We start from the raw sequence: 750 nt of genomic DNA, 5'->3' as shown, positions 1-750 counted from the left end.
GTGCACGGCGCGGACGCGGTTAGAGGGCAGAATGGATCCATCATGTTCCTGACCGTTCCGACGCTGCTGACCTGGGCCCGCATCGTGGCGATCCCCCTGATCGTGGGGGTCTTCTACATGCCGTTCGAAGACACCACGCGCAACCTTGCCGCGACGGTGATGTTCGTCGTCTTCGCGCTGACCGACTGGCTCGATGGCTACCTCGCGCGCAAGCTCAACCAGAGCTCGGCCTTCGGTGCCTTCCTAGACCCGGTGGCGGACAAGTTCCTGATCTGCGCTTCGCTGATCGTGCTGGTCCACCTGGGGCGTGTGCACGCGTTCATCGCGTTGGTCATCATCGGCCGAGAGATCGCGATCTCTTCGCTGCGCGAGTGGATGGCGCAGATCGGCGCGTCCCGCAGCGTGGCCGTGCACATGCTGGGCAAGGTGAAGACGACCGTGCAGATGGTGGCCATTCCCTTCCTGCTGTACGACGGTCGCTTGTTCGAGCTGATCGACACCCATTGGTGGGGCACCGTGTTGATCATCGTGGCCACCGTGTTGACCATCTGGTCGATGGTGTATTACCTGCAAAAGGCCCTGCCCGAGATCCGCGCCAAAGCGCGGTAAGGCCCACGCCACCGCAGCCGCTTCGGCGCCGCGGCTGCGGCACCAAAAACGCGGCGCGCATGACGATGAAACAAGGCTGCAGGCGGCTCGCAGCGCTGGTGGGCTTGGGGTTTACACATAGAATCCGCTTCCGCGCTTGAC

General features: G+C 63.5%; 1 protein-coding gene. It reads left to right on the top strand.

The window, feature by feature from the left end; genetic code table 11:
- Positions 1-42 precede the first annotated feature (42 nt).
- Positions 43-609, top strand: a complete 567-nt coding sequence (gene pgsA, locus AC1DYI_RS37450; protein WP_477209117.1) for a CDP-diacylglycerol--glycerol-3-phosphate 3-phosphatidyltransferase — start codon at positions 43-45, stop codon at positions 607-609.
- The last annotated feature ends 141 nt before the right edge of the window (positions 610-750 follow it).

The organism is Ideonella sp. P3_A4 (assembly GCF_056403075.1).
This window is presented reverse-complemented; position numbering and strand designations above follow the sequence as displayed.

Excerpts from the sequence above, each read along its gene's own strand:
- pgsA (WP_477209117.1), top strand. The coding sequence starts at position 43 with ATGTTCCTGACCGTTCCGACGCTGCTGACCTGGGCCCGCATCGTGGCG.